The following is a 25,373-nucleotide window of genomic DNA, read 5'->3' on the forward strand; positions in this document are numbered from 1 at the left end:
GTATGCATGGCTCCGCGCCCAGGCCACACCGCACCCAGCGCGGGGTTCGGGGTCGGGGTCTGGAGCGAATTTCGGGAACACCACCTGTCAGGACCCCGGGGCGGGCGGATTTTCGGGAAATCCGCCCGGTGCGGTGGCGCTCAGCTCTCCGAGGAGCGGGCCCAGAGGTTGATCCCCACCTCGACGGCGTGCTTGTCGATCTCGGCGAGCTCAGCCTCGGTGAACGCGGTGTTCTTGGTCGCCGCGAGGTTGTCCTCGAGCTGCGCGACGCTCGACGCACCGATCAGCAGCGACGAGATCCGCTCGTCCCGCAGCGCCCACGCCAACGCCAACTGCGCCAGCGACTGCCCGCGGGTCGCCGCGATCTGGTTCAGCGCCCGGATGCGCGCCATCGTGTCCTCGGTGAGCATCGACGACGTCGCGGAGCCCTCCCGAGCCACCCGGGAGTCCGCCGGGATCCCGTTGAGGTACCGGGTCGTCAACAGCCCTTGCGCCAGCGGCGAGAACGGGATGCACCCCACACCCAGCTCGCCGAGCGTGTCGAGCAGCCCGCCCTCGATCCAGCGGTTGAACATCGAGTACGACGGCTGGTGGATCAGCAGCGGCGTCCCCAGGTCCCGCAGGATCTGTGCGGCCTCCACCGTTCGCTCCGGCGAGTAGCTGGAGATCCCGACGTACAGCGCCTTCCCGGATACGACGGCGGTGTGCAGAGCACCCATCGTCTCCTCGAGTGGCGTCTCCGGATCGAATCGGTGTGAGTAGAAGATGTCGACGTACTCCAGCCCCATCCGGGCCAACGACTGGTCGAGGCTGGCGAGCAGGTACTTCCGCGACCCCCACTCGCCGTACGGCCCTGGCCACATGTCGTAGCCCGCCTTCGTCGAGATCACCAGCTCGTCCCGGTACGGGCGAAGGTCCTCGGCGAAGATCCGCCCGAAGTTGATCTCGGCGCTGCCGTACGGCGGGCCGTAGTTGTTCGCCAGGTCGATGTGGGTGACGCCGAGATCGAACGCCCGCCGGACGATCGCGCGCTGGGTCGCGAGCGGCGACTCGTCACCGAAGTTCTGCCAGAGGCCCAGCGAGATCTCCGGGAGCTTCAACCCGCTCCGGCCGACTCGGCGATACGGCTGCTGCTCGTACCGTGCGGCGTCCGCTTCGTAACCCATCAACTCACACCTTCGGTCTGCGCAACTGAACGCTCTTCGATCTCCGGCCTTCTCCGAGGCCACGCGACCTCATCAGTCGCCGGTCGACGAGAGTTCACTGTTCACCAGCGAGCCTGACACAGCCGGGTGGGCTTCCTGCGCGCGCACCGCACCCCGGCCCAGCAGCAGGTATCCCACGAAACCGATCACCAGCGAGACGAGCACGCCGAGGTTGGCGAACGCCCAGTCGCCGGTCTTCCCGCCGAGCGGCCCGAGGAAGTACCCCTGCCAGTCGAGCCAGGACGCCAGCGTGTTCGTCACCAGCCCCCAGCCGACGACCGAACCGACCACCACCAGCCCGACCGAGACCCAGCGAATATCGCCGTACCGGCCCGTCGGCGTGAACAGCTCGGCCTCGGCGTAGTCGGACTTCCGCAGCAGGATGTCGGCGATGAAGATGCCGCACCAGGCGGCGATCGGAACCCCCAGCGTGATCAGGAATCCCTGGAACGGCCCGAGGAAGTCGTTGGCGAAGAACACCACGTAGACGGCGCCGATCAACATCAGCGTCGAGTCGATGCAGACCGCCACCCAGCGCGGCACTCGCACCCCGACGTTGAGCAGCGCGAGACCCGACGAGTAGACGTCCATGATCGCGCCGGCGACCAGGCCGAGGATCGTCGCGACCGCGAACGGCACCAGGAACCACGTCGGCAAGATCGTGGTGAGCGCCCCGATCGGGTCGGCGCCGATCGCGGAGTTGAGGTCGTCCGAAGAGCCCGCGAGCAGGATGCCGAACAACAGCAGGATCACCGGGCCTAGCGACGAGCCGAACGCCGTCCACCACACCACGCCACCGGTCGACGCCGAGCGCGGCAGGTACCGGGAGTAGTCGGCGGCCGCGTTGACCCAGCCGAGACCGAAGCCGGTCATCGTGAAAACCAGTGCGCCGAGCACGGCGGGCGCCGAGCCACCCGGCAGATCAGCGACCTTGCCGAAGTCGATCTCGTCCGCCGCGAAGCCCAGATAGGCAACGGTCAAGACGCCCGCGATGCAGGTGATCCACTTCTGCGCGCGCATGATCAGGTTGAAACCGAGCGTTCCGCCGACCGCGACCAGCGCGACGACGACGACCAGTGCCACGACCTTCGTCGCGGTACCACCGCCCCAGCCGAGCCGGTCGGAGATCGTGGCGGAGGCGAGCACGGCGACGACGACGAGCGAGGTCTCCCAGCCGACGGTCAGCAGCCACGAGATCAGCGACGGCAACCGGCTCCCGCGGACGCCGAACGCGGCCCGGGTCAGCGTCATCGTCGGAGCCGAGCCGCGCTTACCGGCGATCGCGATGATGCCGACGAACAGGAACGAGGTCGCCACGCCGATGATCGCGACGAGCGTCGCCTGCCAGAGGGCGAGGCCGAACCCGAGAACGTAGGAGCCGTAGCTGACGCCGAGCACCGAGACGTTGGCCGCGAACCACGGCCAGAACAGATCCCGCGGTCGGCCCTTCCGTTCCTCTTCGGCGATCTGATTGATGCCGTTGGTCTCGACGCTCAACGCCGTGTCGCTCATCGTCTTCCCTCGGGACGTGGTGGGAATGTCGGTAGTCCTCGCCGAGCACCGAAAGGCCGATCGTCCCAGCAGCGTGGACGATCGGCCAGTGGCGAGCCGACGCGATCGGCGCCGAGCCCTAGCAGGAGGAGCACGCCACCCAGCGCGGGCCCGGCCGATCTGGGCCGGGACCGCTGGCACGGCGGCGAGCTACCGCGGGGGGTAGCCAGGCGGCGGGTACTGCCCCGGCGGCGGATAACCAGGCGCGCCCTGGGCCGGCGGATGCGGGGGCCTCGGTGCGGGCGGCGCCCCGTAACCGGGCGGCGGGTAACCGGGCGCGGCATAACCCGGCTGCGGGTACCCGGGCTGCGGGTATCCGGCCGGGGGCTGCTGCGGCGGATACCCGCGCTGGGCCTGCGCGGCGTACTGGGCTTGCGCCGCGTACTGGGCCTGAGCGGCGTACTGGGCTTGCGCGGCACGTTGGGCTTGCGCGGCGTGTTGGGCCTGCGCCGCGTACCGGGCCTGCGCGGCGTACTGAGCCTGCGCCGCGTTCGGCTGCCCGGGCGCACCCGGCTCGTCCTTCTTCCCCTTCGCCGCCGACGCCGCCCAGATGACCGACGCGATCAGCAAGAACCCGCCGATCGCGGCCGGCGTCAGTACGCCGGCCCAGCTGAACACATAGGCCTCACCGTCGTGGATCCGAACCTCGACGGTCTTGCCTTCCTCGTCCGTACCGACGCCCTCGATCTGACCGCGCTGCTGGACACCGTTCGACGTCCAGGTGCCGTTGCAGTTGGTGCGGGAACGTCCCTTCCGGCCGTACGTCTTGGTGCACTGCTCCACCACCGCGGTGGTCTTCTCGCCCGTGGTTCCGGCGTAGTAATTCCAGCCGCCCCAGCCGAGCAGGCCTAAACCGATGACGAGCAGCGCCAACGCCGACGCAATGGCTCTCACGTGACTGATCCTTCTTGCCGTGTCCGCTGGGACCCCCGTGATCCCCGGGAACTCAGGTGGCACACGTTAGCGAGCCCCACCGACATCCGTCGCGTGCTCGCTCACAAGCAGGCACGAACTAGGGAGAAGCCCTACGGCGCCGTCGTCGTCCAAATCGGAGCGAGAGAACCGGCGTCAGGCGTTGACGTCGGACAACGCCGCGTGGCCGCGCTCCACCAGCGACGGCACCATCGGACCGAGCCGGTCGAAGCCCTCACCCACCGTCATCCCCTGCAGCGACCGATAGTGGATGCCCTCGAAGATCGCCGCCATCTTGTAGTGCGCGAACCCGAGATACCAGGGCAGCTCGTCCAGGTCGGCGCCGGTGAGGCGGCCGTACTCCGCCACCAGGTGGTCACCGCCGGGGAACGCCGGGAGGTCACCGGGTACCGCCGCCACCGGACTGTCCAGCCCTCGTATCCCGTCCCACCACATGACCATCGAGGCCAGGTCGGTGAGCGGGTCGCCCAACGTCGCCATCTCCCAGTCGAGCACCGCACGGACGGTCCCGGTCCGAGCGTCGACCACCGTGTTGTCGAGCCGGTAGTCGCCGTGGACGATGCCCGCGCCCTGGCGCTCCGGCAACCGCGCGGCGAGCCGCTCGTGCAGCCGGTCGAGCTCCGGCAGTTCGCGGCTGCGGGAGGCGTCGAGCTGACGAGCCCAGCGGCGGAGCTGGCGCTCCAGATACCCCGCGGGCCTGCCCAGATCGCCGAGCCCCACCGAGGCCGGGTCGAGCCGGTGCAGCCGGGCGAGGACGTCGATCAGCCCGTAGGCGAGTGCTTCCGCACCGCCTTCGTCGAACCCGGCGAGGTCATCGACGCTCCGCAGCACCGCGCCGTCCACGAACTCCATGACGTAGAACGGCGCGCCGATCACGTCCGCACCCCCGAGCACCAGCGGGCGCGGCACCGGGACGTCGGTCGGATGCAGTGCGGACAGCAACCGGTGCTCCCGGCCCATGTCGTGCGCGGTCTCCAGGACGTGCCCCAGCGGTGGCCGTCGCAGCACCCACCGTCCGACGCCGTCGCTCACCAGGTAGGTGAGGTTCGATCGCCCGCCGGCGACCAGCTCGGCCCGCAGCGGCCCGGAGAGCAGCCCGGGCAGCTCGGCGCGCAGAAACGCCTCCAGCGACTCGATCTCCACGCCCGGCGTGGCACTCATAGACTCTCCTGAAGACGAGCGATCGATCGATCTGTTCAAATGAACATGGCGGCACGGTCGTGCGCTGTCAAGGGTCGCCGTCCACCGGAGGAGGTCGCGTTGAAACCCATCCCCCCGCCACCGGTGCCCGCCGCGTCCCGGGTTCCGCCACCCGCGGCGACCCGCGCTACCGCGGGCGCGACCGGTCGCACGGTGACGGCCGACCGCGGGCGGCTGGGCGCCCGGCTGCGTACGGCGCGACGCGCTGCCGGGTTGACGCTACGCGCCACCGCCGACGCGCTCGGCGTCAGCGTCGGCACCTGGAGCGCGGTGGAGAACGGCCGCACCCGGATCACCCCCGACCGCGTCGCCGCGGCGGCCCGCCTGTTCGGCGCGGAGGTCGACAGCCTGACCGAACCGGCCGCCACACCCGAACCGACGGTGGGGACCTGGCGCGACTTCCCGCCGCTCGACCTCCCCCCGCCGCTGGCCGGAGCCCTCAGCGCGTTCGTCGAGCTCGGCTACCACGGTGCGACGATCCGCGACATCGCGCAGCGTGCCCGCCTGTCGGTACCGGGCCTGTACCACCACTGGCCGACCAAGCAGCACCTGCTGGTCGCACTCCTCGACCGCACGATGGAGGAGTTGCTCACCCGCGCCGAAGCCGCCCGCGCCGAGGGCGACGGTCCGGTCGAGCGTTTCGGACTGCTGGTCGAGTGCCTCGCGCTGTTCCACACCCATCGACGGGAGTTGGGCTTCATCGGGGCCAGCGAAATGCGCAGCCTGGACGAGCCCGATCGCAGCCGGATCGCCGCGCTGCGCGTCGACGTCCAGCGCATGGTCGACGTCGAAGTCCGAGAGGCCAAGCGCCGTGGGCTGTTCGGCACGCCGCTGCCCCACGAGGCGTCCCGGGCGGTCGTGACGATGTGCACCGCCCTGCCGACGTGGTGGTCGCCGACCGGCCCGACTCCGCCGGCGACGGTCGCCCAGCAGTACGTCCAGTTCGCGCTCGACCTGGTTCGCTCCGCGCGTTGACGCGCCGTCCGAGCGGCACCTATGTTCAGAACCTAGCAAGCGATCGGTCTGTTCAGGAGGCAGCGATGACTTTGCCTGCGCCGTCGGCCCGCGCAGTGGAACTCCGCGAACGGATGGTCGAGTTCCTCCGTGAACACGTACTCCCCGCCGAAATCCGGTACGTGGAGCATCGCCGCGGCGCCGGGCCCGACGATCACGTCGTGCCACCGGTCGTCGAGGAACTGAAAGAGACGGCGAAGAAACTCGGGCTCTGGAATCTCTTCCTACCGGCCGAGTCCGGGCTGACCCAGCTCGAGTACGCACCGATCGCCGAGCTGTCCGGCTGGTGTCACGACCTGGCGCCGGAGGCGATCAACTGCCAGGCGCCCGACACCGGCAACATGGAGCTGCTGCACCTGCTCGGCACCGACGAGCAGAAGGAGCGGTGGCTCCGGCCGCTGCTCGACGGGCGGATCCGGTCGGCATTCGCGATGACCGAACCCGACGTCGCCAGCAGCGACGCCACCAACATCAGCACCCGCATCGTCCGGGACGGCGACGAGTACGTCGTCAACGGTCGCAAGTGGTGGACCAGCGGCGCCGCCGACCCCCGATGTGCGTTCTTCATCCTGATGGGCAAGACCGATCCGGACGCCCCCACCCACCGTCAGCAGACGATGGTCCTGGTGCCGCGGGACACGCCGGGCGTCACCGTGGCCCGCGATCACAGCGTCCTCGGGCACTGGGACCAGCACGGTCACCCCGAAGTCGAGTTCGCCGACGTCCGAGTGCCGGTGACCAACGTGATCGGCGAGGAGGGCGGCGGATTTGCGGCCGCCCAGGCCCGGCTCGGGCCGGGCCGGATCCACCACTGCATGCGGGCGCTCGGAGCGGCCGAGCGAGCACTGGCCCTGATGGTCGCCCGCGCGCAGTCCCGTGCCGCATTCGGTGGACGCCTCGCTGACCAGGGCGTCGTCCAGCAACAGATCGCCGAGTCACGGCTGGAGATCGAACAGGCGCGCGCGATCTGTCATCTGGCCTGCGCGACGATCGACGAGTCCGGCAACAAGGCCGCGCGGAACCTCGTCGCGATGGCGAAGGTCGCCGTACCGCGGGCCGCCACCAGCGTGATCGACCGGGCGATCCAGGTGCACGGCGGCGCCGGCATCGGTGACACCACGCCGCTGGCCTGGATGTACGCCTGGCACCGCGCGATGCGCCTGTTCGACGGCCCGGACGAGGTGCACCTGCGTTCAATCGCCCGCGCCGAACTGCGCGCCGAGCCCGTGGTCCCGCCGGCCTGGAGCGTCTGACCCGAGTCGGTGCCGGGCAGCAGGTGTGCCCGGCACCGGCGCGGTCCGGACCTACGCGTTCGAGGGGACGCCGGCGTGCCGGACGGTCTCACCGCCGCTCGAGCTGTGGACCCTCTTGCTCCTGCGCGCTGGCGCGTACTTCTCGCAGGCCTCCTCGGCCGCCTGGAACTCCGAGCCCTTCGGGTCGATGCCTTCCGGGAGCCGCAGCGATCCATCGGCGCGGGGCGTCGGGAAGTTCTCGACCCCGTTCTCCCGCATGCACTGCGCGTACCGCTTCAGCTTCTTCACCTCGGACGCGGAGAGCTTCGGCTTGGCCGGTGCCGCCGGGGCGCACTTCTCGGTCGCCTTCCGGGCCGTCTCGGGGTCGACGTCCTTCGGAAGGATCGACTCGACCCGTCCCGGCTCGTCGCCCCGCGGCGGGTTCACCTTCGGCGTCTCGAAGCCTGGAAGGCCGTTGGCTCGCATGCACTTCGCGAACTGCTCCGCCTTCTCCTGGGTGAACGGCGCCTCGCCTCCCTCCGTCACCGCGACGAGGCTCGCCTTGCCCGGCTCCGACGAGCGGTTGTGCGTCGGCCCCCCACCGTCGGACGCCCAGGCGGCGCTGCCGCCACCGGCCAGCGCCAGGACGGTGAACGCGCCGACGACCACTCCCAACTTGAGTCGCATCTGTTCTCCCTCATCGATTCGACGTGCGGACGTCGGTGCGACCTCCGCACGTCGGATTGGAGTCATCGGCACGCTTCCCGGCCGTTTCCGATTTCGGAAACGGCGAGGAAATGCGGCGGGAGGTCACTATGGAGGGATGCGGATCCTGGTGGTGGAGGACGAGCCGCTCCTGGCCGACGCGGTGGCGACCTGGCTCCGTGGCGACGCACACGCCGTCGACGTCGCGCACGACGGCGGCGCCGCACTCGAGCGCATCGGCGTGCACGACTACGACGTCGTCGTGTTGGATCGCGACCTGCCGGTCGTCCACGGGGACGACGTCTGCCGTACGACGGCGGCCGAGCACCCGGACGTCCGCATTCTGTTGTTGACCGCGGCGGCGGAGATCGACGACCGGGTCACCGGTCTCACGCTCGGGGCCGACGACTACCTCCCCAAGCCGTTCGCGTTCCCCGAGCTCGCGGCGCGGGTGACCGCACTCGGGCGACGGGCGCGTCCGGCCGCGCCCCCGATCCTGCAGCGGGCGGGGATTCGACTCGATCCGCACCGTCGCGAGGTGTACCGCGACGGCCGGTACGTCCCCCTGTCGCGGAAGGAGTTCGCGGTGCTCGCCGAGTTACTCCGAGCCGAGGGCACCGCGGTCTCGGCCGAGCAATTGTTGGAGAAGGCGTGGGACGAGAACGCCGATCCGTTCACGAACGCCGTCCGGCTGACGATCCTCAAGCTGCGCCGCAAGCTCGGCGATCCGCCGGTGGTGCTGACCGACACCGGCGTCGGGTACCGGATCCCATGAACAGGCTGACGCTGCGGCTCCGGCTCGCGCTGGTGTACGGCGGGCTGTTCATGCTCTCCGGCGTGGTGTTGCTGGCCGTCACGTACGTGCTGATCGCGCAGCGCCTGCCGGCCGCCGGGGACGGGGGCCCGCTGGTGAAGGCAGGCGTGCCGGGCAAGGGCGAGTCGGTGATCACCGACGTCCGACAGGATGCGCAGCACGAGGCACTCACCGCTCTGCTCACCCAGGGCGGGATCGCGCTCGCCCTCGTCGGTGTCGTGGCAACGGCGTTCGGCTGGCTGATCGCAGGCCGGATGCTCCAGCCGCTGCACCGCGTCACCGAAACCGCCCGCCGGATCGCGGACGCGCCGATCGCCGATCGCATCCTGCACGAGCGCATCGCACTGGATGGTCCGCGCGACGAGGTCAAAGAGCTGGCCGACACGTTCGACGTCATGCTCGAGCGGCTCGACCATGCTTTCGACGGCGAGCGACGCTTCATCGCGAACGCGTCCCACGAGCTACGGACGCCGCTGACCGTCAACCGCGCCTTGTTGGAGGTAGCGCTACACCGTTCGGAGCCGGTGCCCGAGGTGCGCCACCTGGCCGAGACACTGCTGGCCGTCAACGGGCGCCATGAACGGCTGATCGATGGGTTGCTACTGCTCGCGCGGTCCGAGCGGGACGTCGGCGAACGGGCCTATCTCGACCTGGCCGACCTGGCCGACCACGTCGCGAACGCGGTGCAGCCGGGGTCGGTGACCGTGCTGACGAAGCTGGCCGAGGCGCCGACGCTCGGCAATCCGGTGTTGCTGGATCGGCTCGTGCAGAACCTGGTGGAGAACGGGGTGCGGTACAACCTGCCGTCCGGCGGGTGCGTCGAGATCCTGACCGGTGTGGCCGGTGGGTCGGCGGTGCTGGAGGTGCGCAACACCGGGCCGGTGGTGCCGCGCTACGAGGTGCCTGGGTTGTTCCAGCCTTTTCGGCGGTTGTCGGAGCGGGTGGCCGGCGGGTCCGGCGCGGGACTGGGTTTGTCGATCGTGCAGGCGGTCGCGAAGGCGCACGGCGGGTCGGTTTCAGCGACGCCGGGCCTAGAGGGCGGCCTCGTCGTTACGGTGGTGCTGCCCTTGGCGGCGTAGTCGGCGTGGCCATTGAGGTCGATGGGGAACGGTACCGTGTTCGGGTGCTCACTCCGGGAACCATGCTCAACCGCCGTTACCGGCTGGACCGCCGGATCGGAGTCGGCGGTATGGGCGAGGTCTGGGCAAGCACCGACACGCTGCTCGGACGCCAGGTCGCGATCAAGGCGCTGCTGCCGGCCTTGGTCTCGGACGCGGAATTCATCACGCGGTTCCGCACCGAGGCGCGGATGATGGCTGCGCTCCGCCACCCAGGCATCGTCCAAGTGCACGACTACGGCGAGAACGCCCAGGTCGGCGACGACCATCTCGATTACGTCGTGATGGAGCTCATCCAGGGTGAGCCGTTGTCGAAGCGGATCAAGGCGGTCGGCGCCCTGGGCGTCATCGAGACGCTGACGATCGTGGCTCAGACTGCGGATGCGTTACACGCAGCGCACGAGGCCGGGATCGTGCACCGGGACGTCAAGCCCAACAACCTCCTGATCCGGCCCGACGGGGCGATCGTCCTGATCGACTTCGGCGTAGCCCGGTCCGCTGAGATCACCAGCGTGACGTACGGCCACCTCATCGTCGGGTCGCCGCAGTACATGGCGCCCGAGCAGGCAACCGGCGGCCCGATCTCGCCGGCGACCGACATCTACGCGCTGGGCGCCGTTGCCTACTCCTGCCTGGTCGGTCGTCCGCCGCTCACCGGCGACAGTCCGGTGCACGTCATAGCGCGGCTCGTCCAGGGCGAGCCGGTGAGTTTGCCGGCCGAGCTGCCCGCGGCGGTGTCGGCGTTGGTGCTGCGAGCACTGGATCGGGAACCCGGGAAGCGGTTCGCAACGGCGGCGGCGTTCGCGGAGGCGGCCCGTGCGGCGAAGGCCGAGGTCGCCGTCGCTGAGATCAGTGCACAGTCGACCGTGGCTACTGCCACGCAGGTCATCGCTCCGTCGGCTGCCGCCGATTCGGTGGGCGTTGGTGGCGGGGCGGATGCCGCAGGTACGGCAGGCGCCGCAGGTCCGGCGGGCACCGCAGGTACGGCGGGCACCGCAGGTACGGCGGGCGCGGCGGGTGCACCGGCCGCCGGCGCGCAGCCGGTGGCCTCGGGCAGCCCGATGGCTCCTCCCCCCGGACCGGCCTTTCCCGGGCTGACGCCTATCGTCCCGCCGGGTCCTGTCTCCCCACTTGCAGGCGCTCTTCCTGGACCCGCGCTTCCCTCGGGCTTTCCTACGCCGTCGGCAGCAGGCACACCGTTTCCCGTAGGCCCTTCAGCGGGACCGACCTATCCGGCGGAGCCGACATCCTCACCGGGACCCACCACCCCGCCGCCGGTCTTCCCCACCAGCCCACCCTCTTCGTCCAAGTCCGTCGCCTCCGGCGCTGGCGGACAGCCGGGATCCGCGTCAGAAGCACAACGCGGCAAGCGTCGTGGTGCAGCGCTTGTCGGGGTGGCCGGAGGGGTCGTCCTCGGACTCATCGCCCTGATCGCCCTACTGGCTTTCCGGCCGGAGTCATCGCCGTCCGAGGCACAAGCAGCGACGACCAGGACCGCCGACGCCACGGCAGGTGCTAGTCCGACGGCAGGAACTGGCCAGGGCCAGTCGAGCGCCCAATCGACCAGCAGGCTCACCGCGTCTCCCACACCGACGCTCGAGCCCTCCAAGCCGGCGCCGTCGTCGACGCCATCGGCACCAACCCAGCCGTCGGCAGACGCACCCGGTACGAATCCCACACCCGGACCGCAGCCCAGTGCCGCACCCCCCACGACGGCACCGCCCGCAGCGCCACCACCCGCAGCGCCACCACCGGCGCCGAAGGCCGACCCCTCGGCGTGCCCCCGCGGCTACGTCTGCTTCTGGACCGGCGCGAACTACACCGGAGACATGGGAAAGCTGGCTGGTAAGAACACCGACTGGGCGGCGTTCAAGCACGCCACCTGCCCGGGCGGGACGTGGAGCGCCTGCGCTTCCTCGGTCTACAACAACGGCGCGAACTGCAAGGCGCAGCTGTTCAACCAGATCGGCTTGAAGAGTGCCCCGGGGACGTCGCCGCTGGTTCTCGCGCGCCAAACCGGCGCGACGCAGCTGTCCGGCTCGATGAATCGCCAGATCCGGTCGAACAACTGGATCTGCTGACGCGTCGCCGGAGGCACCGCGCCGCTGGCGTCGATTAGGAGTGATTCGTTCAACGGAACCGACACGACGTCCTGGTGATTGCATCGGGAGTTGCGGCGGACAAAGCACGAGGGACCGGAACAGCTACGGTCACACCGCTCCCTTGCGACCGCGCCAGACGGCGCGCTGTCGCTCGAACCCGGGCACTCGTACGCCTGCGTCAGGCGTCGCGGCGTTGTCGCGCTTGGTTGGAAGGCACGGCATCGAGCTGAATGTCGAACGAAGCTGGTCGAGGCGCGGTGGCGCGGGCGGTGGGGCTCGGTGTCGGCGGCGCCGGGGGTGGGGGCGGGCTGACCGTGACGGTGATGCTGCCGCTGACCGCCTGACGGCCCGCCCATGGGTGGGTGCCGCGTCCTACGAGCTGACCGGAGCTTCAGTCCTCAGACCGCGACGATTCCGCGTTCCGGGTTATCCCGGCCCGAACGGCAGTGTGGGACTGTCCGGCCCGTCGCCGCGCTTGTTCGATCACTGCCTGGATGCGCTCAGCCGCCTCGGTCGGGTCTTCGTGCTCCCAAATCCGGACGACGGTCCAGCCGTGCTCGGCAATCAATCGGTCGGTCTCCGCGTCTCGTTCGCGGTTGCGGCGTACCTTCTCGGCCCAGAAGGTCGCGTTGGTCTTGGCGACGGTGTGGTGCTGCGGGCATCCGTGCCAGAAGCAGCCGTCTAGGAAGATCGCGACGCGGGCCTTGGTGAAGACAAGGTCGGCAGTCCGGCGCAGACCTGCTACGGGCCGAGTGTTGACGCGGTAGCGCATGCCGCGGGCGTGAACCGCCCGGCGCAGCGCCAACTCGGGGTTCGTATCGCGAGACTTGTTCGCCTGCATGCTGGCGCGGTTGCCTGGGCTGGACGCCCACGATGCCCCAGCTCGCGGAGTCATGGGTTAGCCGTCCCGCGGGTCTGGTCGAGCGCCTTGACCGAGTCGCGAACCAGCTCATCGACACGCGCCTGAAGCTGCTCCTCGTGCAGCGCCATGAAGAGCGTGAATGGCAGCAGACGTCTGACGCGCTTGGTGACGTCCCTGATCACTCGGCGACGAGCAATGTGAGGGGGCGTCAAGTCGGGGTTCGTGACGGCGCGGGCGAGCGCTCGGGCGAGCGCTGGTCGTCCGCCGATACTCCGACGTTCGAAGATCTGGTTGAGGTCTGACTCACTCAGACGCGCGAGCAGGGTGCAGTCGGCCCGGCCGTCGGTTGTCGGCGTGGCTAGAGTGAACGCCTGCCACCAGAGTCGGCCGAGGGCATGGCGTGTGATGTCGGTGCAGATCCATCTCTGCTCATTGGTAGCGCTGGGCCAACGCCATGCAACAACGTCGGGAATGACCTGGATAGCGAGGAAGGTCCACAGGTCCCTCGCACTCGCTTCGGCCGGTTCCAAGCGCATCTGGTCGACCATGACGGACGCCAGAGTGCGGTCCGCCGCGGTCCGGTCGGTGTCAGTGGCGGTCCCCGGGTAGCCATGGGCCATGACTGCGTCCCGGAACCTACCGGCCAGCCGGTCGAGGTGTTCGGAAGCAGCGGGTACACCCCCGGTCGCCGCGAAGTACATGTCGGGGTGTCGCGGTTCAGCACCGTCTCGAAGCTCGTCGATGTTCCGACCCGTGAACTGAGACAGGCGAGCTCGGGCGGCGAGAGGCGTCAAGCGGGGATAGAGCAGGAGCGTCATGACGCACCGTCGGGTGTGGCGCGGCGCAGAGCGCCTTGGAGGCGTGCAGCGAACTCCCCGGGACGTTCGGCGCGTTGCGCCGCGAGGGTCTGATGTGGTTCGCCGGGGAAGAGGGACTCCAGCGCGATGGCGAGGCTGGCGCCGAAGCTGTCGGGCTCGACGACGCAGTGGGGAAGGGCCTCCAGCCAATCTGGTCGTAGCAGGACGAGGTCGACTAGTTGTCGGGTGACGTCATGACGCATCTCGTCGAGGAGCCGCTGCTGAGCTGGCGTGGGAGCGGCTGCCCGCACCGCAGCATTAACCAGTTCCTTGTCGGCGGCGTTGAGATACAGCCGGAGCCCGCCCATGACTGGCATGTCGGGGTCCGGCGGAGTCTGTAGATACCAACGGGCGGCCGGGTCGATTCCGGCGCCCGTGAAGTCACAGACGCTGATCGGGAACATCGCGTCATCGCCTTGGAGACGGGTGGTCATGACGTCATCGAGAAGGATCTCGCCGGCGCGGGAAGCGATGAAGCTTTGCGGGTCGGAGGAGTCGACGGCGACAACGACGGCCGTGCGCAGCACAAGCGAGCCACCGAGATTCGTTCCGGCGATGCGTCCGGTGAGCGTGTGTGTCGAGGCCGCAATGAGATCGTCGACGTGACCGAGGAGCCCAGAGAGCTGCGAGGCGGTGGCCGTCCACTCGCAGACACATGCCAGCTCCGTCTCAGGTGGGAGTCCGGCGTGCTGCAGCAGGGCGGGAGCGTCGACTTTGACATCTCGAGTTAGGTGCAAGTCGGTCTGGTAATCCCAGGCGGCCACCGTCGCGGGCAGCGAGACGGGTACGCCGTCCGCGCCGAAGGACTGCCACGGCGTGAAGGTGATACAGGTCGCCGGAGGCCTCAGGTAGGGGTAGACAGGCGCGCTCATGCCTTATCTCTCTCGCCAGCCACCAATTCAAGGCTGACCGAGACCTGGGTGGCGGCGCCGGACACTGGTCGAACCACGACCGTCCACCGGCGCGGGTCCGACGGGCGAACTTGAGTGTGGTCGCCCAGCACACGCGCGCCGTCGGATTGGAGTTCGACGACACGCGGCCGGGGCGCACCGGTCGGTGGTTCCGTTTCGTTTCCGACGTCGAGGGCTACGACGGCGTCGGCGGTGAGCACTAGCGTCTCCGTGGTCTCTGCGACGTCGACTACGGTCACGATGAGCGGTTGCCCATCGACGATCGCCATCGTCGGGGCTTGAACTACCGACACTTTGGGCCTTCGGCCGCGACCGCCACCGGGTGCGTTGCCTCGCGTCGTGATGGCCTCAGATGTCACGCCGGTGGGTGCGACCAGGACGCCAAGGCGTTGTGAGAGATGTCCCAGCGGCGGTTGCGTCATTACCGACACTGCACCGACGGATGCTGCGGCGATGTCGGCGAGCCGCGTGCGGATACCTCGGAGGGCGGCGTCGACTGTGCGGCGGTCAGAATCTGGTAGGCCCTGAGTAACCCATGCGTCATGGGTGGGAGGCTCGGCCGCGGCGAACGACTCGTCGGAGGCCCGACTGCTCCGGAACACAGCTCCGTACTGCTGATCGTCAGCGGGCAGGACGGGGCCTTCGAGATACGTGACGACAAGGCCTGCCTGTCTCATCAGGGCACAGTGCCTGGCTGGGCCGCTAAACGGTGCAGCGATGTCGCGCCAGTCGCGCTTGGTCGGGGCGAGCGCGGAAGTGGCGTGAAAGGAACCGATGTCGAGGGGTGTCGGCCGCCGTCTTGTGATCGACTTGCCATCGCCAGCGTTGATCGCCTTGAGAGATGTGACGAACGGCCACAGCCTCGGCACAGACACAGGGTCGGGAACCTCAATGGTTCGACTGGCGGTAACGACTCGGCACTCCATGGCCGGTTGCCCCCCGTCGGGGGTAGCGAGCAACGGCCACAGATTCCACAGCATCGCCGAGGCGATGAAGTCGGCGCCGTGCTCCACGTCGCGAACTGGGGCCTCGTCGTCGGCGTTCCCGAGGTCGCTTCCGAGGTCAGCACCGACGATGACGATGTCGGTACCGAGGGCGTCTGGTCCTTCGAAGCACGGCAAACCGAGACCGTCGGCAATCGCGTCGGCGTCGTCGTCGAGTAGTGGGTCGAGAACACCGTCCCTAACGGTTCCCCACCAGTGACGTCCCGTGAATGGGACACCGTCGGCCTGAAATCTGTGCCCGAGAGCGACACCGATCAGCCGACTCTGTACTCGTCCCTGCCATCTGCATCGGGACCGGACCAGGACGACGCCTACCGAGCTGGTGGTGAATAGGATGCCTTTACCGAAGCCGTACGTCCCGCCGCCGAACTCTTTGTCCCGCGGCTCGCCGATGTTGCGAATCAAATTTACGAAATCCGGTTCGTCGCCCAGTTCGTCGGCGCGGAGCGGCCCACCGAGCCCAGTGGTGTGACGGTCGGAGACGGTCAGCATCACGGTCGACTCGCTGGATAGACACGCTTCCAAGCCGAGCGAAGCGTCGCCTGCGGGCTCGGGTAGGAGGATCTCGCGCCAACGTCCGCGGGCATCGGCGTCGAGCGTATTGAGAGTGATGGTGAAGTCGACGGGATGCTCGCCGCTGCGCGCGTCAGCGCTGTTCTGGGCGGCTTCGCGGACGAGTACATCAAGCGAGTCGAGACGCGGGGTGCCGAGTTGCCTGCGGATTCCCTCGGATGCGGCGGATCCTTCCGGCGCGAACCGTTGCGACCACCATTGTGGCGTCACGACAGGTCCCCGGTACAAATGAGCCTCGCAGCGCCGCCTGCGGTGGCGTGCGGGGTGAGGCCGGCAAGGTCGAGGTCGTACCGGACGGCGACTACCTCGGTCGGTACGGCGGCGAAGGAGTTCACGTCCAAGCGAGGGAACACGGGGTCGATCTTCCATGCGTACAGAGCCGACTGAGTGAATTTGCGCGCACGGTAACGGTCGGCTTCGGCGTGTACGTATCCGGCCTTGGCGAGTTGTCGCCCCAAGCCAGCCAGATCGCCGATGGTCCGCTCCAACGCCTCTACCAATTCGGGTAGCGACACGCCGTCGGCGGCCGCCTCGAGTCGCACCACTGCGAGGACGAGCTCGTGGCCCGGGCCGACGTGCAGTTGATCGAGGCCATGAATCGTCACCGTGGAGCCGCGGGAGCCGACGGTCTTCACCTCGACGCATCGTCCGCCGAGCGTGAAGTCGTGGACCGCCCGGTCCGGGCCAGTCCACAGGCGGTCGACGAGGCCGACGAGGCCGGCCTCGGCGAGCAACTGCAGAATCAGCAGCTCACCGATCAGTCCGCGTAATTCTCCTTCACGGAGCACGCCACCACTGGGGCGTAGCAATTCCCGCCATTGCTGCAAGACCCGTGCTACGACCTCGCCGACCACCGCAGGGGCATCGGCGACGCCCTCGACCAACGCGACGATCATCTCGTCGAAGACGTCGAACAGGTCAGGACGGTGGCAGACGACGTCGACGTAGCGGCGTCGGTGGCCGTCGATGATCAACGGGCGGGTGTCCACTCGCACGTGCGCCGACTTGCCGTCCTCGACGGTGGCGTGGTCTTCGCTGATTGGAAGGAGCAGATGGTGGTCGCCCCGGCTGTCAAGACCCAACGCGGCCGGCCCTGATTGGGTGGAAACCGGGAGGTCGAGGGTGGCGATGGTGCCCTCGGGTCGGCGCGTTGCGAGGAGCCTCCATCCGATCCGAACCGTCGACGCGATATCGTCGTTCACGCCTCGTCCTCGGACAGGGCGGCACGCTCCTCTTCGGCGTCTTCTGCGTCGGTCGGCTGGTCTTGCGGGTTAACGGCTATATAGCTGACGTTGGGCACCCAGTCGTCGGCAGTACCTGGGAAGACGAGCGCCATACCCAGGACGTGCTCGACTGCCTGGAGTGGGTCACGAGTCTGTTCGTTGCCCTCGTCCGGAGGAGAGTCCTTTGCGATCGGATACAGCAGCAACAGGCCCTGCATGCGATGGCGGGGGTCGCGGTCGCGGCTGACCATGAGGTCGGCCTCGGCCATTCGACGGGCCGTCGCGGGCGGGATATCCAGGTCGATGACGCGGTGTTCCTTGCTCATCAGCGTCTTGATGTCGGCCTTGTCACCTCCGGTGTCCTTGAGTTTTGACCGGTTCACCGTGCCGACTACGACGCCGGATGCAAAGGTCACCAGGTGCTTCTCGTCCGTGTCCGGAGGTGACCCGACAACGGCGACGCTCCAAGAGAGCAGGGCCGGATCGGACTGGCGGTTCTCCTTACGGATGTACTTGGTAATGAGGGCGTCGTTGAGGTCCGGCGAGTCCTCGTGCACGTGATACGACTTGAGGAACGCCAACACATGTTCGACGTCGACTTCCCGCAGCAGCACCTCGCCGCCCGCCACCTCAACGGCTGCACCGTCGTTGATCGCGGCCTGCACGAGATCCCTGCCAGCCTGCAGGTTCTCATACAGCCACTTCTCGTCGTGCTCGCGGAAATAGCGGGTCTGTACCCGTCGACCGCCGTACGACGCGTAGGCGATTCGCGCGGCACCCATCTTCGCCGTGACATTGAGCACGGGGTGCGTACGAATGCGGACGCCGACGTCACGAGGACTGAGGTCCTGCTCCTCGTATCGTTCGATGTCCAAGCGGATCTCGTGCTCGACGACGGCCAGGTGGCGAAACCAGGAACGTAGCCGTTGCGTCATCCAGATCCGCGGCAGATCCTCGTATCCGGGTCGGTAGCCGAACCAGCGACCCATCTGCAGCAGGGTGTCGTAGGTTGACGCCGACCGTACGAAAAAGCTGGCTACGAGCCCTTCCAGCGTCAGCCCTCGCGAGAGAGTATTGCCGCCGACGGCGATAGCGGTGACGGGCGGGCCGGAGTAGTTCAGGCGGTCCTTGCTCCGGCAGTTGTCCAGCACGATCGTGGTGTCCTGAACGACTTGCCGCAGTACCGGCAGCAGGGTGTCGAAGTCAACGTGCGGATACCCTCCCAGGGGCACTCTGCCCTGCTCGTCCTGCCACTGCTTTGCTAGAGAGTCGAGGAGCGTCTGATCGAAGGCCGTTAGACCGGTCAGCACTCGAGAACGAAAGCCCTCAAGAACCGGGCGGAACGCTTCGTGGACTGCCGTTGTCATGCTGGTATGCACCAGCATCGTCGAGTGTCCCGAGTCGCGTCGAAGGCGCCGTACCGCTGTGGCGAGCCAGAAGTACCGAACGGCGTCTCGAAGCGAGTCAGTCAAATCCGGTGCGAAGCCGACCGCTGCGGCCCGGGTAGCCGGACGCAGCGACGGCACCTCGTCGTCGCCGATGATGCGCACCATGTCGTAGCCGTCCAGCTCGGCGCCTCGAGCCTCGCCCTCCGCCGCGTCGCGACCGAAGATCGACTCTGCACCGAAATAGCCCTGCTGTCGCGGCAGGCTGACGATGAACGACTCGGGGTACAGGTCGTCGGCGTTCGGGTCGATCAGCACGTTCGCGAATGGTGTCGCCGTGTAGCCGAGGTAGGTCGCCCTGGGGAACAGGCTGAGGAGCTCAAGGATCTTGGGGTTGATCTGCTTAGTATCGACGCTGGCCTGATCGGCCTCGTCGTCGACGATAAGAGCCGGGATATTCGCCAGCACGGGTCGAGCGGCTTTCAACCAGGTGATCAGCTTCGTCAGGACGGTGTGCCACTTCTTCACCACGAACACGGCCACCTTCTGACCGTTGGGCTGTAGCAGGGACACGGCCTTCTGCGTCGGGCGCTGAAAATCACGCTCGACGTCAGTCATCTCGATCCAGCCGCCCTGGTTGAGATCGAACAGCTCCCTCTTGAGCCGCTGCTGGGTCTGCATGCGCAGCCCGTTGTGAATCCCGGAAAGGATAATCACGACGCGGAACCCTACATCCGCGGCCTTACCGACCACGGCTGTGAAGTTCGTGGTCTTGCCGCTCTGCACGTGCCCGACGACAAGGCCCTTCGTGGTGAACCTAGGCTCCGCAGGGTTGTCACCGAAGCCGATGATCTTCGACGAAACCTCGTTCAGCTCGTCGACACGGCTCTCCGGCCAGGCCTTGTCGTGGAGCAGGAACTTCTTGAATGGCGGCCAGAACGCGTCGTTCGGCTGCGGGCCGGCGTACCATCCGTCATCGCGCCTACCCGGAGCCGCCAGAATCTTCGGCGGATAGCCATTCTTGACTTGCGTGATGCGGCGGTCGTACTCGGCGATGACCGCGTCGGCGGCTTCCGGATGCATCTGCCGGAACCGGTCGGCCGCAAGGTCCCGCCCACGCCGGTAGACTACGTCCAGGAATGTCTCGAAGAGGGCATCGTCCACAGTCGGTCACCTTATCCGATTAGCTCCGACGCTTTTGGCTGGCTAGAGACGATCATCCAGCGCTTCGGCGATGTACTGCCCAAGGGCTTGGGCCAACTCCACCGGCACCGCATTACCGATTTGTCGCGCAATCTGAATTTTTGTGCCGCACCAGCGAAAATCGTCACCGAAGCCCTGCAAAAGGGCTGCTTCCCGGTGAGTGATCGCCCGATGCTCGGAGGGGTGAAGGTAGCGACCCTTCTCGGGCTTGAAGAATTCGGTCCGTATCGTCACCGAAGGTTTATGCCACCGGAGACGACCCATAACGTCTCCGGCTCCGCTCGTGTGCTTCAACCAACACGGTGACTTTAGACGGTCGGGAAGACTGAACCGGTTTTCACCTTCACCGATGTGTGTAAAGCGCTCTAGCGAGCGCGGGTCGTAGTGGCGAGTGACGTGAAGGTCGTAGCCGGTATATGCGCCCGGCATCGTCACGCCGAAGTGCTCGACTGTCGTCTTAGGCAGGTCACGCTGCTCCGCGGGAACCTTCATCGGCACATCAAGCAGCGCGTCGTACACCGTCTTGCGGCGATCCGCGGGCACGGACCCGTCCGGTACCTCGATCGGCTTCAGAAGGTCGCGGTGGGTGCCGATGACGATTGCCCGCCTGCGTACCTGCGCGGACCCGAAGTCGGCCGCCACCAACAGCTTCTTGTCGAGTACGTAGTCGGACAGGAGCCCGCCCTCGGTCTCCGCTTCCAGATCAGCGAATTGAGTGCTCTGCAGAAAGCGAGGAACGTTCTCGATAACGAAGGTTTTGGGCTTGATCAGACCTAGCACACGCACGTACTCACGCCACAGCTCGTTCCGCGGATCGTCGTCGCGCTTCGATCCAAGATTGGAGAAACCCTGACACGGAGGGCCGCCGACGACTACGTCGGCCTCGGGCGCCGGTTCGTCCTTCAGCCAGTCGACGATGCTGCCCGGCCACATGTGGTCCTCGCCGAAGTTCTCGGCGTAAGTAGACGCGGCAGCCAGATCAAGCTCCACCGCCGCGACCGCATCGTAGCGGCCAGTACGCCGAAAACCCTCAGTAATCCCACCACATCCGGCGAATAGGTCGATGACGCGGTACCGGTTGAGCATGGCACGAACGATAGCCGGCCAACGCTGCATCGCGCGCGTCGACCCACAAGCCCTAGCCCCGGTATACCTACTAAGCCAGAGTCGAGTATCTCGGCCTCGGCGAACCATGGACTATGCCGCCGCGCTGGCGACACCCACCACAAGGGAGCGGGCCTGTCGGATGACCGTCCCGCAGCGCGCCGACCAAGACCTCGACGCCGGGAAGCTCGAGCCTCGCTGTCGTGTACAAGTCGATCAACGCCGCTCACACCCGGGCCACGCGGCCCCCGGTGAGCGGCAACGCCGAGTTCGAGAGCTGGAAGACCGTCCGCTCGATTAGCTTCGGCCCCAATCAGGCAGGACGGCTGGTCGACACCGCCCGGATCCTCATCATCGCACTGGAATGGACCCACGGTCATCCCCAAGGGCAAGGTTTGCAACCTGGAGTTTCTATTAGATCAAGCGATGTAGGCGATCGCCTGTCCCGCCGGAGGGCTCCTGCCCTCCGTGTCCACGACCGGGCTAACCTCATGGACAAAAGTCGAAATCAGCTCACTCCATAGGGTCATTTCGCGGCAATCGATACGTTATTCAGTCCAGTATTGTTCTGGGCGGCATTCTAAGCAACCGTCCGTCATTGCCACTCAAGCGAAGCATGAAGGCCCTTAGGGACCTCGCCGGGTAGCCCTACGATCGGCCCACCTTCGGTTCACGGCTGCGCTATATCCGAGCCTTTGAGAGCCACCGATTCTCGCGAATTCCGTGCGGCTCGACTCAGAACCGCTCGCGCGCCAGCTTCTGAACATGATCGGAAGCCGCCACGAAAGGCATCTTTCCCATTACCAACCAAGACCCGGAGCATCCCGCTACAGTGCGTAGCGACGCTACGGATGCAGCGTGGCCGAACGCGGGACTTTCGTATCGGGCGGAATATCCCTAAGAGAAGACCGCCCGCCAATAACCCGGCGATACAGCGAAACTAGGTCTGCAACGGTCGACGTCCCCTCAGGGGACGTCTGGGCTAATCGTGGAGCCGCCTAAGGGAATCGAACCCTTGACCTACGCATTACGAGTGCGTCGCTCTGGCCGACTGAGCTAAGGCGGCAACGTGCGACACCAGTGTAGCGGGTCCGCCGCCGACGGCCGAATCCGTGCACCCCCTTCGTCTAGCCCCTACGGTGTGACCATCCCCTTCACGGCCGGAGGTCGCTAGATGGACCACAGTGCGGAGCGCCTCCGCTACATTCTGCTCACGGCGCCGGACGGTGATGAGCTGGCGACGCGCGTGAGTGAGGTACTCGACGAGGGTTACGAGCTCTACGGGTCACCGGCGATCACGATCGACACCAACCAGCAGCTGATCGTGGCGCAGGCCGTAGTGCTGCCGCCGTACGCGGCGGGCCGCTACCGACGTCCGGGCGCCTGAGTCACCTGTCGCGTCGCCTACGCGTCCGGGCGGGCTGCCAACGGCCGAGGAGGAACGCGGGTGCCACGGGGGTCGGCATGGATGGGGCTGGTCGGCGCGGCGATGGCCGCCGCCGGAGTCGTCGCCAACCCGGAGCCGGCGTGCGCTTGTGACTGCCTGCCGATCACCCCGGGCGAAGCCCAGTCCGAGGCCAGCGTCGTCTTCGTGGGGACGGTCGAACGGCTCGCGGGGAAGCCTGACGAAGGGTCGCCGGAGCCGGTGACGTTCGTCTTCTCGGTCGAGAGCGTGGTCAAGGGGACGCTGGGCGCCGGACCGACGTTCCGGGTGCAGACGAACAACGGGTCGGCGGCGTGCGGTGTGGAGTTCGAGGTCGGTAGGCGGTACGTGGTGTACGCGTCCGACGCCGATGGGACTCCGTTCGTGACGCAGTGCGGTGGTACCCACCGGCTCGCGGTGGACGATCCTGGGCCGGGCCCGTTGGGCGGCGAGCCGGACGCCGCCCCGGCGGACGGTGTGCGCGCGGACGGTGGCGAGCCGGACGCCACCCCGGCGGGCGGGACGCGCGCGGACGGCGCTCGTTCGGGCGCCATCCGGACGGAGCGGGCTGCTGCGAGCGCGTCCTTAGTGCTCAGCACGTCCGGGGTACCGCCTAGACCGGCGACCGCATCCGCGCCGGTGGCATAGCCGGCTTCCCCGCCATAGCGAACGAGGAGTGTCCGTACATGCCGGTCGAGGGTGTCATCGCCGCCGTGGGAATCATCGGCCTTCTGATTTTGGCGATCGTGCTGATATCCCGGTCGCGTCACCACGACTGACGCGTGAGGCGCGCCGACGGCAGCGCGGGTGGTTGTCGCCGCTTCCGGGTGCGCGGTGGAATGGATGTTGCGCTTCGCGTGCCATGGTGCGGAGAGCGCGACAACCACCGGGCTCGCCACACGGAAGGTGCGACAACCACATCCCGCGCCACACGGAAGGCACGACAACCACCTTGCGCATCGCACGGAAGGCACGACAACCACGCACGCAGCCGCGCGGGAAGCACGCCAACTACCGGGCGGGCCGCACAGCCCGCTGCGCCGCCGCACGGAAGGTGCGACAACCACATCCCGCGCCACACGGAAGGCACGACAACCACCTTGCGCATCGCACGGAAGGCACGACAACCACGCACGCAGCCGCGCGGGAAGCACGCCAACTACCGGGCGGGCCGCACAGCCCGCTGCGCCGCCGCACGGAAGGTGCGACAACCACGCCGTGCACCGCGGCAACCGCCCCGCGCCCCGGCGGCCATCGGGCGGGACGGGAGCACGGCGGCGTACTAACGAGGACGCGAGGCGCACTTCCTGCACCACGACGGTGGAGCGGGACGTCGAGGCCTCGAGCCCCGGCTACCGCGCCGAATCAGACCGCGCCCGCCAGGCAGGCGTAATCATCGCAGTAGGCGGAACAGTCCCCAAGCGGCGATCGAGTGCGCGTCGCGCACCTCACCGGACCGGATCATTTTTTCGAAGTCCTCCGCCGACACCCAGGTCTGTCGCATGTCCTGCTCGGACGCTTCGCGGGACGTTTCACCCGGAATCAGATCCGTCGCGAGGTAGACGTCGAAGTACTGGCTCATGACGCCCGGCGCGGCCTGGAGGTTGCCCAACAGCGTCCATGTGGAGGCCCGGAAGCCGGTCTCCTCGGCCAGCTCGGCGCGGGCCAGCTCGAGCCCGGTACCGGGGGTCGCGCCGGGGGGCCAGCCGCCCTGGGGGAACTCCCAGCAGCGGGCGCGCACCGGGTAGCGGTACTGCTCGACGAGGTGGAAGCCTCCGTTGTCCCAGGGGACGACGAGCGCGAAGTCGCGTTTGTCGATGACGCCGTAGATGCCGGTCGAGCCGTCCGGCAACCGGACGGTGTCCTCGCGGACGCTCAGCCACGGATTTTGGTACGCGATCCGGGTGTCGAGCTGCTCCATGCCCACATGATGCCCTGCTCAGCCGCCGACCGGTCCTTCGGACGCCGGCGACGATTCGTACGCCTGCCGCGACCCGCACACGCTCGCCCGGCTGCACACGCAGCGGCTGCCGTCCGCGTCGAGCCGTACGGTCACCGAGTCCGACGGCACCGACCGGCCCACGACCCGTCCGCGCCCGGACGACGTTTCGACCCGCTCCCCCACGGCCGGCGCGGACGCGTCGAATGCCTGGTAGAGCGGGTGCTCGTACTTCAGGCAGCACATCAGCCGGCCGCAGGCGCCGGAGATGCGCATCGGGTTGAGCGGTAGGTCCTGGTCCTTCGCCATTCGGATGGTCACCGGCTCGAAGTCGGTGAGGAAGGTCGAACAGCAGAGGTCACGGCCGCACGGACCGATGCCGCCCTGCGCCTTCGCCGCGTCGCGGGGATTGAGCTGACGCAGTTCGACGCGGGCGGAGAGGGTCGCGCCCAGGTCGCGGACGAGCGCCCGGAAGTCGACCCGATGGGGCGCGGTGAAGTAGATCGTGGTGCGGTTGGCCTCCAGCGCGTGGTCGACCGCGACGACTTTCATCGGGAGATCGTGGGCCCGGATCAACCGCTTCGCCGCGACCTTGCCCTGCGCCTTCTTGCGCCGGAGTACCTTGTCCCGTTCCAGGTCGCTGTCGGAGGCCAGGCCGGCCAGCACCGGGAACCCGGACGTCTCGTCCGAGACCCACTGCGGCGCCCAGACGCACTCGGCGACCTCGACGCCGTCGTCGGTCGGCACCAGAACGCGGTCGCCGACCTTCGGTGAGTACGGGCCCGGATCGCAGTAGTAGAGCCGGCCGTACCGGGTGAAGCTCACCGCGCACAGCATGCCCATGAACGCACGGTACCGGCGCGCTACCCCACACGTGGGGCCATTCGGACAGCAAAGACGAGACGGTACACCGCTTACCGCCCTCCGACCGTCACGGCACGCCGGAAGGCGTCGTTGATTTGCCCGTACCGTCCCCTCAGGAGAACAGGGTTCCTTTATGTACCAGTGGTCCCGC

21 protein-coding genes and 1 tRNA gene are annotated in these 25,373 nt (G+C 67.9%); 7 read left to right on the forward strand and 15 right to left on the reverse strand.

The features are described 5' to 3' along the window. Positions 1–140: 140 nt before the first annotated feature. The 4 genes from mgrA to ABEB28_RS13255 form a co-directional block, all read right to left on the reverse strand. Positions 141–1,166, reverse strand: a complete 1,026-nt coding sequence (gene mgrA / locus ABEB28_RS13240) for an L-glyceraldehyde 3-phosphate reductase (RefSeq protein ID WP_345728350.1) — start codon at positions 1,164–1,166, stop codon at positions 141–143. A gap of 72 nt (positions 1,167–1,238) precedes the next feature. Beyond that, the gene (locus ABEB28_RS13245) at positions 1,239–2,717 is read right to left on the reverse strand and encodes a purine-cytosine permease family protein (RefSeq protein ID WP_345728351.1); all 1,479 of its coding nucleotides are present in this window, start codon (positions 2,715–2,717) and stop codon (positions 1,239–1,241) included. 189 nt (positions 2,718–2,906) lie between these two features. After that, a complete protein-coding gene (locus ABEB28_RS13250) occupies positions 2,907–3,650 on the reverse strand; it encodes a hypothetical protein (RefSeq protein WP_345728352.1) in 744 nt (247 codons plus the stop codon). A gap of 174 nt (positions 3,651–3,824) precedes the next feature. Continuing rightward, positions 3,825–4,850, reverse strand: coding sequence for a phosphotransferase family protein (locus tag ABEB28_RS13255; protein WP_345728353.1), 1,026 nt, complete (start codon positions 4,848–4,850; stop codon positions 3,825–3,827). 99 nt (positions 4,851–4,949) lie between these two features. On the opposite strand from ABEB28_RS13255, the gene ABEB28_RS13260 reads away from it, so the two are divergent. Further along, complete coding sequence (locus ABEB28_RS13260; protein WP_345728354.1) at positions 4,950–5,864, forward strand: TetR-type transcription factor C-terminal domain-containing protein; 915 nt, start codon at positions 4,950–4,952, stop codon at positions 5,862–5,864. A 65-nt stretch (positions 5,865–5,929) separates the two neighbouring features. Continuing rightward, positions 5,930–7,156, forward strand: coding sequence for an acyl-CoA dehydrogenase family protein (locus ABEB28_RS13265; RefSeq protein ID WP_345728355.1), 1,227 nt, complete (start codon positions 5,930–5,932; stop codon positions 7,154–7,156). Positions 7,157–7,207: 51 nt separating this feature from the next. Here the strand turns inward: ABEB28_RS13265 and ABEB28_RS13270 are convergent, their stop codons facing one another. Further along, positions 7,208–7,822, reverse strand: a complete 615-nt coding sequence (locus ABEB28_RS13270) for a hypothetical protein (RefSeq protein WP_345728356.1) — start codon at positions 7,820–7,822, stop codon at positions 7,208–7,210. Positions 7,823–7,958: 136 nt separating this feature from the next. On the opposite strand from ABEB28_RS13270, the gene ABEB28_RS13275 reads away from it, so the two are divergent. The 3 genes from ABEB28_RS13275 to ABEB28_RS13285 are packed head-to-tail and all read left to right on the forward strand — an operon-like array spanning position 7,959 to position 11,853. Continuing rightward, positions 7,959–8,615, forward strand: coding sequence for a response regulator transcription factor (locus ABEB28_RS13275; protein WP_345728357.1), 657 nt, complete (start codon positions 7,959–7,961; stop codon positions 8,613–8,615). Beyond that, the gene (locus ABEB28_RS13280; RefSeq protein ID WP_345728358.1) at positions 8,612–9,733 is read left to right on the forward strand and encodes a sensor histidine kinase; all 1,122 of its coding nucleotides are present in this window, start codon (positions 8,612–8,614) and stop codon (positions 9,731–9,733) included. The genes ABEB28_RS13275 and ABEB28_RS13280 overlap by 4 nt, the downstream gene beginning before the upstream one ends. Before the next feature lie 44 nt (positions 9,734–9,777). Next, complete coding sequence (locus ABEB28_RS13285; protein ID WP_345728359.1) at positions 9,778–11,853, forward strand: serine/threonine-protein kinase; 2,076 nt, start codon at positions 9,778–9,780, stop codon at positions 11,851–11,853. Between the two features lie 412 nt (positions 11,854–12,265). Here the strand turns inward: ABEB28_RS13285 and ABEB28_RS13290 are convergent, their stop codons facing one another. The 8 genes from ABEB28_RS13290 to ABEB28_RS13325 form a co-directional block, all read right to left on the reverse strand. Next, positions 12,266–12,715, reverse strand: a complete 450-nt coding sequence (locus ABEB28_RS13290) for a very short patch repair endonuclease (protein ID WP_345728360.1) — start codon at positions 12,713–12,715, stop codon at positions 12,266–12,268. Positions 12,716–12,765: 50 nt separating this feature from the next. Then, complete coding sequence (locus tag ABEB28_RS13295) at positions 12,766–13,554, reverse strand: DUF6339 family protein (RefSeq protein WP_345728361.1); 789 nt, start codon at positions 13,552–13,554, stop codon at positions 12,766–12,768. Continuing rightward, entirely contained in the window at positions 13,551–14,465 is a 915-nt protein-coding gene (locus ABEB28_RS13300) for a hypothetical protein (RefSeq protein ID WP_345728362.1), read from the reverse strand. Before ABEB28_RS13300 ends, ABEB28_RS13295 begins: the two co-directional genes overlap by 4 nt. Beyond that, entirely contained in the window at positions 14,462–16,291 is a 1,830-nt protein-coding gene (locus ABEB28_RS13305) for a hypothetical protein (protein ID WP_345728363.1), read from the reverse strand. The genes ABEB28_RS13300 and ABEB28_RS13305 overlap by 4 nt, the downstream gene beginning before the upstream one ends. Next, on the reverse strand, positions 16,288–17,283 hold the full coding sequence (locus ABEB28_RS13310; protein ID WP_345728364.1) for a PD-(D/E)XK motif protein: 996 nt from the start codon (positions 17,281–17,283) through the stop codon (positions 16,288–16,290). The genes ABEB28_RS13305 and ABEB28_RS13310 overlap by 4 nt, the downstream gene beginning before the upstream one ends. After that, positions 17,280–19,853 carry a Z1 domain-containing protein gene (locus ABEB28_RS13315; protein WP_345728365.1) on the reverse strand — a complete coding sequence of 858 codons (2,574 nt, stop codon included), beginning with the start codon at positions 19,851–19,853 and terminating at the stop codon, positions 17,280–17,282. Before ABEB28_RS13315 ends, ABEB28_RS13310 begins: the two co-directional genes overlap by 4 nt. Before the next feature lie 42 nt (positions 19,854–19,895). Then, complete coding sequence (locus ABEB28_RS13320) at positions 19,896–20,978, reverse strand: DNA cytosine methyltransferase (protein ID WP_345728366.1); 1,083 nt, start codon at positions 20,976–20,978, stop codon at positions 19,896–19,898. 1,007 nt (positions 20,979–21,985) lie between these two features. After that, positions 21,986–22,062 (reverse strand) — tRNA-Thr (locus ABEB28_RS13325). Between the two features lie 108 nt (positions 22,063–22,170). Between ABEB28_RS13325 and ABEB28_RS13330 the strand changes: the two genes are divergently transcribed. Next, a complete protein-coding gene (locus ABEB28_RS13330) occupies positions 22,171–22,383 on the forward strand; it encodes a DUF1737 domain-containing protein (RefSeq protein ID WP_345728367.1) in 213 nt (70 codons plus the stop codon). A gap of 60 nt (positions 22,384–22,443) precedes the next feature. After that, positions 22,444–23,067, forward strand: a complete 624-nt coding sequence (locus tag ABEB28_RS13335) for a hypothetical protein (RefSeq protein WP_345728368.1) — start codon at positions 22,444–22,446, stop codon at positions 23,065–23,067. Between the two features lie 745 nt (positions 23,068–23,812). On the opposite strand, the gene ABEB28_RS13340 is transcribed toward ABEB28_RS13335, so the two are convergent. After that, complete coding sequence (locus ABEB28_RS13340; RefSeq protein ID WP_345728369.1) at positions 23,813–24,340, reverse strand: NUDIX domain-containing protein; 528 nt, start codon at positions 24,338–24,340, stop codon at positions 23,813–23,815. An 18-nt stretch (positions 24,341–24,358) separates the two neighbouring features. After that, positions 24,359–25,201, reverse strand: a complete 843-nt coding sequence (locus ABEB28_RS13345) for a PSP1 domain-containing protein (protein WP_345728370.1) — start codon at positions 25,199–25,201, stop codon at positions 24,359–24,361. Positions 25,202–25,373: the final 172 nt, after the last annotated feature.

Source organism: Cryptosporangium minutisporangium, from assembly GCF_039536245.1.
Taxonomy (GTDB): Bacteria; Actinomycetota; Actinomycetes; order Mycobacteriales; family Cryptosporangiaceae; genus Cryptosporangium; species Cryptosporangium minutisporangium.

Coding starts and splice junctions, on each gene's coding strand:
- ABEB28_RS13270 (WP_345728356.1), bottom strand. CDS start 7,822: ATGCGACTCAAGTTGGGAGTGGTCGTCGGCGCGTTCACCGTCCTGGCG.
- ABEB28_RS13280 (WP_345728358.1), top strand. CDS start 8,612: ATGAACAGGCTGACGCTGCGGCTCCGGCTCGCGCTGGTGTACGGCGGG.
- ABEB28_RS13340 (WP_345728369.1), bottom strand. CDS start 24,340: ATGGAGCAGCTCGACACCCGGATCGCGTACCAAAATCCGTGGCTGAGC.
- ABEB28_RS13275 (WP_345728357.1), top strand. CDS start 7,959: ATGCGGATCCTGGTGGTGGAGGACGAGCCGCTCCTGGCCGACGCGGTG.
- ABEB28_RS13255 (WP_345728353.1), bottom strand. CDS start 4,850: ATGAGTGCCACGCCGGGCGTGGAGATCGAGTCGCTGGAGGCGTTTCTG.
- ABEB28_RS13265 (WP_345728355.1), top strand. CDS start 5,930: ATGACTTTGCCTGCGCCGTCGGCCCGCGCAGTGGAACTCCGCGAACGG.
- mgrA (WP_345728350.1), bottom strand. CDS start 1,166: ATGGGTTACGAAGCGGACGCCGCACGGTACGAGCAGCAGCCGTATCGC.
- ABEB28_RS13345 (WP_345728370.1), bottom strand. CDS start 25,201: ATGGGCATGCTGTGCGCGGTGAGCTTCACCCGGTACGGCCGGCTCTAC.
- ABEB28_RS13320 (WP_345728366.1), bottom strand. CDS start 20,978: ATGCTCAACCGGTACCGCGTCATCGACCTATTCGCCGGATGTGGTGGG.
- ABEB28_RS13300 (WP_345728362.1), bottom strand. CDS start 14,465: ATGAGCGCGCCTGTCTACCCCTACCTGAGGCCTCCGGCGACCTGTATC.
- ABEB28_RS13290 (WP_345728360.1), bottom strand. CDS start 12,715: ATGCAGGCGAACAAGTCTCGCGATACGAACCCCGAGTTGGCGCTGCGC.
- ABEB28_RS13245 (WP_345728351.1), bottom strand. CDS start 2,717: ATGAGCGACACGGCGTTGAGCGTCGAGACCAACGGCATCAATCAGATC.
- ABEB28_RS13295 (WP_345728361.1), bottom strand. CDS start 13,554: ATGACGCTCCTGCTCTATCCCCGCTTGACGCCTCTCGCCGCCCGAGCT.
- ABEB28_RS13330 (WP_345728367.1), top strand. CDS start 22,171: ATGGACCACAGTGCGGAGCGCCTCCGCTACATTCTGCTCACGGCGCCG.